The organism is Ectothiorhodospira shaposhnikovii (assembly GCF_047222355.1).
Classification (GTDB): domain Bacteria; phylum Pseudomonadota; class Gammaproteobacteria; order Ectothiorhodospirales; family Ectothiorhodospiraceae; genus Ectothiorhodospira.
The window spans coordinates 2759443-2767500 of record NZ_CP178333.1; the positions used below are offsets into that span (position 1 = coordinate 2759443).

The 8058-nt window shown below is 61.6% G+C and carries 5 protein-coding genes and 2 rRNA genes (1 of these 7 only partly in view); all 7 read right to left on the reverse strand.

Translation table 11 applies throughout. The features are described from left to right. Window positions 1-13: 13 nt before the first annotated feature. Entirely contained in the window at window positions 14-460 is a 447-nt protein-coding gene (gene ybeY / locus ACLF6L_RS12615; RefSeq protein WP_238615708.1) for an rRNA maturation RNase YbeY, read from the reverse strand. After that, entirely contained in the window at window positions 460-1446 is a 987-nt protein-coding gene (locus ACLF6L_RS12620) for a PhoH family protein (RefSeq protein ID WP_238616132.1), read from the reverse strand. Before ACLF6L_RS12620 ends, ybeY begins: the two co-directional genes overlap by 1 nt. A gap of 78 nt (window positions 1447-1524) precedes the next feature. Beyond that, window positions 1525-2895: a tRNA (N6-isopentenyl adenosine(37)-C2)-methylthiotransferase MiaB gene (gene miaB / locus ACLF6L_RS12625; protein ID WP_238615707.1), complete on the reverse strand. Its 1371-nt coding sequence runs from the start codon at window positions 2893-2895 to the stop codon at window positions 1525-1527. A gap of 181 nt (window positions 2896-3076) precedes the next feature. Continuing rightward, the gene (gene ssb / locus ACLF6L_RS12630; RefSeq protein WP_238615706.1) at window positions 3077-3562 is read right to left on the reverse strand and encodes a single-stranded DNA-binding protein; all 486 of its coding nucleotides are present in this window, start codon (window positions 3560-3562) and stop codon (window positions 3077-3079) included. A 378-nt stretch (window positions 3563-3940) separates the two neighbouring features. Then, window positions 3941-6778: an excinuclease ABC subunit UvrA gene (gene uvrA, locus ACLF6L_RS12635; protein ID WP_412851801.1), complete on the reverse strand. Its 2838-nt coding sequence runs from the start codon at window positions 6776-6778 to the stop codon at window positions 3941-3943. A 285-nt stretch (window positions 6779-7063) separates the two neighbouring features. Further along, a 5S ribosomal RNA gene (gene rrf, locus ACLF6L_RS12640) occupies window positions 7064-7179 on the reverse strand. A 104-nt stretch (window positions 7180-7283) separates the two neighbouring features. After that, window positions 7284-8058: ribosomal RNA gene (locus ACLF6L_RS12645) — 23S ribosomal RNA — on the reverse strand (it continues 2111 nt past the right edge of the window).

Below are 8058 nucleotides of genomic sequence, written 5' to 3' on the forward strand. Positions count from 1 at the left end.
AGGTCGGAAGGATTCAGTACGCATAGGGGTCTGCATGGCCCAATTCTGCCATGAGCAATGTTTCAATCGTCTCCATCACCTCGGCCTCGGCCTCGGACAGGTGATCGAAGCCGCGCAGGTGCAGTACACCGTGGATCACCATGTGCGCCCAGTGGCTCTGCACCGGCTTGCCCTGCTCCGCCGCCTCCCGGGCCACCACCGGGGCGCAGATCACGAGGTCTCCCAGGTGGGCCATCGGCACGCCCGCCGGGGCCTCGAAGGGGAATGACAGCACATTGGTGGGACCGGACTTGCCCCGATACTGATGATTGAGCTGCGCACTTTCCGTCTCATCGGTGATGCGGATCAGCACCGACCCCTCGCAGCCCTGGCAAGCCAGATCCACCCAGCGACGAAAGCTCGCCGGTCCGGGTATCCCCTTGCGCGGCACCGCGTATTGCAATTGCACATCCCGGGACATCAGCGGTCCTTGCGAGACGATTCGCTCGCGTCATAGGCCTCGACGATGCGCTGCACCAGGGGATGGCGCACCACGTCCCGGGAGGTGAAGAAGGTGAAGCTGATGCCCTTCACATCCTGCAGGATCTCGATCACATGGCGCAGCCCCGACTGCCGGGGATTGGGCAGGTCCGTCTGGGTCACGTCACCGTTCACCACCGCGGTGGAACCAAAGCCGATGCGTGTCAGGAACATCTTCATCTGTTCCGAGGTGGTGTTCTGGGCCTCGTCCAGTATCACGAAGGCATCATTCAGGGTGCGGCCACGCATGTAGGCCAGAGGCGCCACCTCGATGACATTGCGCTCCATCAGCTTGGCCACCTTTTCAAAACCCAGCATCTCGTAGAGGGCGTCGTACATGGGCCGCAGATAGGGGTCGATCTTCTGAGCCAGGTCCCCAGGCAAAAATCCCAGCCGCTCCCCGGCCTCCACCGCCGGACGCACCAGCACCAGGCGTCGCACCCGCTCCGTTTCCAGGGCCTCGCAGGCGGCGGCCACGGCCAGGTAGGTCTTGCCCGTGCCCGCCGGCCCGATGCCGAAGTTCAAGTCATGGGTGCGGATGTTGCGCAGGTAGCGGAGCTGGTTGGCCCCGCGACCGCGGATCACGCCCCGCTTGAGATGCAGCGGCGTTTCATCCTCGTCCGCCTTTTCCTCCCGCCGGGACAGCAGGCGGTCAATCCCCGACTCCTGCAGATGCAGGTGGACGCGGGCGGGGTTGAGGGTCTCCTTCGCGGTGGCCCGGTAAAGATCCCGCAACAGCTCGGCGCCGGCCTGGGCCGGTTGCGGGTCACCGATCACGTTGAAGCGGGCACCCCGGTTGTTGATTTCCACGCCCAGGCGCTGCTCCATGAGCCGCAGATGCTCATCGAACTGACCACAGAGATTTGCCAGGCGCAGGTTGTCGGCGGGCTCCAGGGACAGTTCCACTGTCACCGGGGAGGCCGCCACTTGAGAATCGGCAGGAGTTTCAGTCAAGGCAGGTTCAGGCCATCAAGGCGGGTTGTGTGTCCACGGAGTATAGCCTGATCAGCCGCTCGCGGCGGCCTTCGGCATCGGTTCGGGTTGTTGCTCGTCAGGCACCCGTTCGCCCCGCAGTGAATGACTCAGGGCCTCGGTAATGCGCACCGGAACGAAATGTCCGATGCAGTCCGGATCCGCCGGGAAGTTCACCACCCGGTTGTTGCCGGTGCGTCCCGCCATCCAGCGCGGATCCTTGCGGGACGGGCCTTCCACCAGTACCGACTCCACCTGCCCCACCATGGCTTCACTGATGGCCTGGGCGGAGGCATTGATGGTGTCCTGCAGGTGCTGCAGGCGTTGCTTCTTCACCGACAGGGGCACGTCATCCTCCATCACCGCCGCCGGGGTGCCGGGACGGCGACTGTAGATGAAGCTGAAGGACTGGTCAAAGCCGATATCATGAATCAATTTCATGGTGGCCTGGAAATCCGCCTCCGTTTCACCGGGGAAGCCGACGATGAAATCCGAAGACAGGCAGATGTCCGGCCGGGCCTCACGGATGCGCCGGATCTTGGACTTGTACTCCAGGGCCGTGTGCCCACGCTTCATGGCCGCCAGTATCCGGTCCGAACCGCTTTGTACCGGCAGGTGCAGATGGCCGGCCAACTGGGGCACCTCGGCGAAGGCGCGGATCAGGCTGTCGGAAAACTCCACCGGATGGGACGTGGTGAAGCGAATGCGATCGATCCCGTCCACCGCCGCCACATAGTGGATCAGCAGGGCCAGGTCGGCGATCTCGCCATCGTGCATGCGGCCCCGGTAGGCGTTCACGTTCTGCCCCAGCAGGTTCACCTCTCGCACCCCCTGGGCCGCCAGCTGGGCCACTTCGGCCAGGACGTCGTCGAAGGGCCGGCTGATCTCCTCGCCCCGGGTATAGGGGACGACACAGTAGGTGCAGTATTTGCTGCACCCTTCCATGATGGACACAAACGCCGTGGGGCCGTCGGCCCGGGGTTCGGGCAGAGCATCGAACTTCTCGATCTCGGGGAAGGACACGTCCACCACCGGATAGCGGCCACCCCGGGCGCTTTCCAGCATCTGGGGCAGTCGGTGCAGGGTCTGGGGACCAAAGACCATGTCCACGAAGGGGGCGCGCTCCCGCAACAGTTCCCCTTCCTGGCTGGCCACGCAACCGCCGACACCGATCACCACGCCGGGGCGCTGTTCTTTGATGGCACGCCAACGCCCCAACAGGGAAAAGACCTTTTCCTGGGCCTTTTCCCGGATGGAACAGGTGTTGAGCAGGAGCACATCCGCGTCCATGGGATCATCCGTCAGCTCGCCCCCGTGGGATTCACGCAGCACGTCCAGCATCTTGCCCGAGTCGTACTCGTTCATCTGGCAGCCGTGGGTCTGGATATAGATCTTGGTACGCATGGGGTGATTCTTGGAAGTCCGGTCAGGCAAAGCGAAAGCGATATGCATGTTGCAGAACAAGCCCCTCTCCCCCTGATGTGAGAGGGGTTGGAGTGAGGGGCAGCATGCTCCGGCATCAAGCCGGGGTCTGGTCGCCCCTCATCCCCGGCCCTTCTCCCCCGTGGGAGAAGGAAGGTGAATCCTAAAACGGAATATCGTCCTCGAAATCATCCTGCATCGGACGACTGGAAGACGCCGCCGGGGCCGGTGCCTGCCGAGGCGCAGGTCTGCCGCCATCACCGGCGTCATGGCTGCTGCCGCGACCACTGTCGAAATCGCCGGAACCACCGCCGCTGCGACCGCCCAGCATCTGCATTTCATTGACCACGATCTCGGTGGTATAGCGCTTGATGCCGTCCTTTTCCCATTCCCGGGTCTGCAGGCGCCCTTCCACATAGACCTGGGAGCCCTTGCGCAGGTATTCACCGGCGATCTCCGCCAGACGCCCGAAGAACACCAGGCGGTGCCACTCGGTGCGCTCGGTCCAGTCATTGGTCTGCTTGTCCTTCCAGCGTTCCGCGGTAGCCAGGCTCACGTTGGCCACGGCGGCCCCACTGGGCATGTATTTCACATCCGGGTCATTGCCCAGATTGCCGATGAGGATGACCTTGTTGATGCCTTTAGCCATGAGACCGCTCCCGAAAACAGAAATCGTCCATTGTATCGTGATTGAGGGGGCAAGGCCGGAATTTATCCGCTCGCCCACCAGAGCATAGACCGTCCATGGATCATGGGGAACAGGTCATGCCTTACTGTCCAGGCTCACCCCCCCTCCCTTGCCGTGACTCAAGCAAGGAGGCTTGCCGCTACACCCGGAAAAGACTTACCGCCACTCCCGCGAGACTTTCATGGTCACTTCCGCGAAATATTCACCGTCACTCCCGCGAAAGCGGGAGTCCAGAACTTCACAGCCCGCGACGGGATTCCCGCTTTCGCGGGAATGACATGCTGAGAGCCGTATAACGACCTGCTGAGAATCTAATGGCATGCTGAGAGCCGTATTCGGTCATCCAGTGGGATCCAGCGCCAGCATCGGCGCCAGAAACCGCCCCGTATGTGAGCGAGGCTCGGCGGCGATCTGCTCCGGCGTCCCCGTGGCGATGATCTCGCCGCCACCGGAACCCCCTTCCGGCCCCAGATCGATGAGCCAGTCCGCCGTCTTGATCACGTCCAGGTTGTGCTCGATCACCACCACCGTGTTGCCATGGTCGCGCAGGCGGTGCAGCACCTTGAGCAATTGTTCCACATCGTGAAAATGCAGCCCGGTGGTGGGCTCGTCGAGGATATACAGGGTACGACCGGTATCCCGCTTTGACAGTTCCCGCGCGAGTTTCACCCGCTGGGCCTCGCCGCCGGACAAGGTGGTGGCATTCTGCCCCAACTGGATGTAGGACAGCCCCACATCCATCAGTGTTTCCAGCTTGCGCCGCAGGGCCGGCACCGCCTGGAAAAACTCCAGGGCGTCCTCCACGGTCATTTCCAGCACTTCATGGATGGTTTTGCCTTTGTAACGAATCTCCAGAGTCTCCCGGTTGTAGCGCTTGCCCTTGCAAACATCGCAGGGCACATAGACATCCGGCAGAAAATGCATCTCCACCTTGATGACGCCGTCGCCCTGACAGGCCTCGCAACGGCCGCCCTTCACGTTGAATGAAAAGCGCCCCGGGGCATAGCCCCGCGAGCGGGCCTCCGGCACCCCGGAAAACAGTTCGCGGATGGGCGTGAACAGGCCGGTGTAGGTGGCCGGATTGGAACGGGGCGTGCGACCAATAGGGCTCTGGTCGATGTCCACCACCTTGTCGAAAAACTCCGCCCCTTCCAGCGAGGCATAAGGGGCCGGTTGTTCACCGGCACGATTGATACGCAGGGCCATGAGGCGATACAGGGTATCGTTGATCAGAGTGGACTTGCCGGAACCGGACACACCGGTGACACAGGTGAACAGCCCCACCGGGACGGACAGATCCACATCGCGCAGGTTATTGCCGCTGGCGCCCCGGATGACCAGTTGGCGCGCCGGGTCCACAGGATGCCGGCGGGCAGGCACATCGATCCGGCGCTGCCCGGACAGGTACTGGCCGGTGAGAGACTCCGCAGTATGGCTGACCGCCTCCGGGGTCCCCTGGGCCACGATGCGCCCCCCGTGACGACCGGCCCCCGGACCGATGTCCACCACATGATCCGCCCGACGGATGGCGTCTTCATCGTGCTCCACCACGATCACCGTATTGCCCAAATCCCGCAGATAGGTCAGGGTATTGAGCAGGCGTTCGTTATCCCGCTGATGCAGGCCGATGGAAGGCTCGTCCAGGATGTACATGACCCCCACCAGCCCGGCACCGATCTGAGAGGCCAACCGGATACGCTGGGCCTCGCCGCCGGAAAGGGTATCCGCTGACCGATCCAGGGTGAGGTAGTCCAGCCCCACGTTCACCAGAAAATCCAGCCTGGCGACGATTTCCTTGAGGATCTTCTCCGCAATCCTGCCCTGCTTGCCGGGCAGGGACAGATCCTGGAAAAAGTGTCGGGCCGTTCCGATGGGCAGACGGGTCAGCTCCGGCAACGTGTGGCTCCCGATGAACACATGACGGGCGGCCCGATTCAGGCGCGTTCCCTGACAATCCGGACAGGGATGCATGGAGCGGTACTTGGCCAACTCCTCGCGCACGGCACTGGAATCCGTCTCCCGGTAGCGTCGCTCCAGGTTGGGAATGATTCCTTCAAAGGGCTGGGTGGAGCGGGCGATCCGCCCCCGTTCATTTTGATACTCGAACTCGATCCGCGTGCGGCCGCTACCGTGGAGCACCACCTGGCGAATCGATGCATCCAGGGACTGGAAGGGCACCTCGATATCGAAATCATAATGCCGCGCCAGACTCTGGATCATCTGGAAATAATAGGCGTTGCGACGATCCCAGCCTCGCACCGCCCCACCGGCCAGACTCAGTTCCGGATGGGCCACCACCCGCTCGGGGTCGAAGAACTGCTGCACACCCAGACCGTCACAGGTGGGACAGGCGCCTACCGGATTGTTGAAGGAAAACAGCCGTGGCTCCAGCTCCTGAATGGCATAACCGCAGACAGGGCAGGCAAACCGGGAGGAAAACACCATCGGCGCCCGCTCCGGCGCATCCAGCCAGGTCACCAGGGCGATCCCCTCTGAGAGATTCAGGGCGGTTTCCAGGGATTCCGCCAGGCGCACCCGGACATCATCCCGCACCCGGAAACGGTCCACCACCACCTCGATGGTGTGCTTGCGGCGGGGTTCCAGCTTGGGTGGATCATCCAACTCCACCAGTTCGCCATCGATTCGGGCCCGCAGATAACCCTGGGCTCTCAACCCTTCAAGTACGTTCTGATGCTCCCCCTTGCGCTCCTGAATCACGGGGGCCAGCAGCATGAGCTTCTCGCCTTCTGGAAGCGCCAAGACCTGATCCACCATCTGACTCACGGTCTGGGCTTCGAGACTGGTGTCGTGATCGGGGCAGCGGGGCACTCCCGCGCGGGCAAACAGCAGGCGCAGGTAGTCATAGATCTCGGTGATCGTCCCCACGGTGGAGCGCGGGTTATGAGATGTGGTCTTCTGTTCGATGGAAATCGCGGGGGACAGTCCCTCGATATGATCCACATCCGGCTTTTCCATCACCGACAGAAACTGCCGGGCATAGGCGGACAGGGATTCCACATAGCGGCGCTGTCCTTCGGCAAAGAGGGTGTCGAAGGCCAGGGAGGATTTGCCGGAACCGGATACCCCGGTAATGACGATCAGCCGATCCCGCGGAAGCGTCAGATCCACGTTCTGCAGGTTGTGGGTGCGGGCACCGCGGATGAGGATATTTTCCATGGAACAGAGGCTCCCGAGTGGGTTGCCGGCGGGCAAACGAGCATTTTAGCACTGAAAGTAAAGCCCTTGCCGTGAAAGCAAAATCTCATCGTCACTCCCGTACTCTTTCGTCACTCCCTCGCAAGCGGGAGTCCAGGGTTTTCTGTCCTGTCACTGGATTCCCGCGTTCGCGGGAATGACGCAGGGGTGGCGGGAATGACGCAGGGCGGGAATGATGAGACGGAGGTGGAATGAGAGGCAAGAAAAAACCCCGACCGGTTTCCCGATCGGGGTTTTGGAATAGGTGCCTGGCAGTGACCTACTTTCACATGGGGAGGCCCCACACTATCATCGGCGCTGAACCGTTTCACTTCCGAGTTCGAGATGGGATCGGGTGGTTCCGGTTCGCCATGGCCGCCAGGCAAAACTGACGCTGATGCTGATCAACTCAACATCGGCAAAATCGGGAAAACATCAGGCATGTCATGTCTTTGCAACTACACACCTCAAACTGCTTGGGTGTTATATGGTCAAGCCTCACGGGCAATTAGTACGGGTTAGCTTCACACATTACTGCGCTTCCACATCCCGCCTATCAACGTCGTAGTCTTCGACGACCCTTGAGGGGCATCAAGTGCCCAGGGAGATCTCATCTTGAGGAAGGCTTCCCGCTTAGATGCTTTCAGCGGTTATCCCGTCCGTACGTAGCTACCCGGCAATGCCACTGGCGTGACAACCGGAACACCAGAGGTACGTCCACTCCGGTCCTCTCGTACTAGGAGCAGACCCTCTCAAATCTCCGACGCCCACGGCAGATAGGGACCGAACTGTCTCACGACGTTCTAAACCCAGCTCGCGTACCACTTTAAATGGCGAACAGCCATACCCTTGGGACCTGCTTCAGCCCCAGGATGTGATGAGCCGACATCGAGGTGCCAAACACCGCCGTCGATATGGACTCTTGGGCGGTATCAGCCTGTTATCCCCGGAGTACCTTTTATCCGTTGAGCGATGGCCCTTCCATTCAGAACCACCGGATCACTAAGACCTGCTTTCGCACCTGCTCGACGTGTCTGTCTCGCAGTCAAGCACCCTTGTGCCTTTGCACTCAGTGCGCGATTTCCGACCGCGCTGAGGGTACCTTCGCGCTCCTCCGTTACTCTTTGGGAGGAGACCGCCCCAGTCAAACTACCCACCACACACGGTCCCTGTCCTGGATCACAGGACGAGGTTAGAACTCCAAACATGCCAGGGTGGTATTTCAAGGTCGGCTCCACCGAAACTGGCGTTCCGGTTTCAAT

Excerpts from the sequence above, each read along its gene's own strand:
- miaB (WP_238615707.1), bottom strand. The coding sequence starts at position 2,895 with ATGCGTACCAAGATCTATATCCAGACCCACGGCTGCCAGATGAACGAG.
- uvrA (WP_412851801.1), bottom strand. The coding sequence starts at position 6,778 with ATGGAAAATATCCTCATCCGCGGTGCCCGCACCCACAACCTGCAGAAC.
- ybeY (WP_238615708.1), bottom strand. The coding sequence starts at position 460 with ATGTCCCGGGATGTGCAATTGCAATACGCGGTGCCGCGCAAGGGGATA.
- ssb (WP_238615706.1), bottom strand. The coding sequence starts at position 3,562 with ATGGCTAAAGGCATCAACAAGGTCATCCTCATCGGCAATCTGGGCAAT.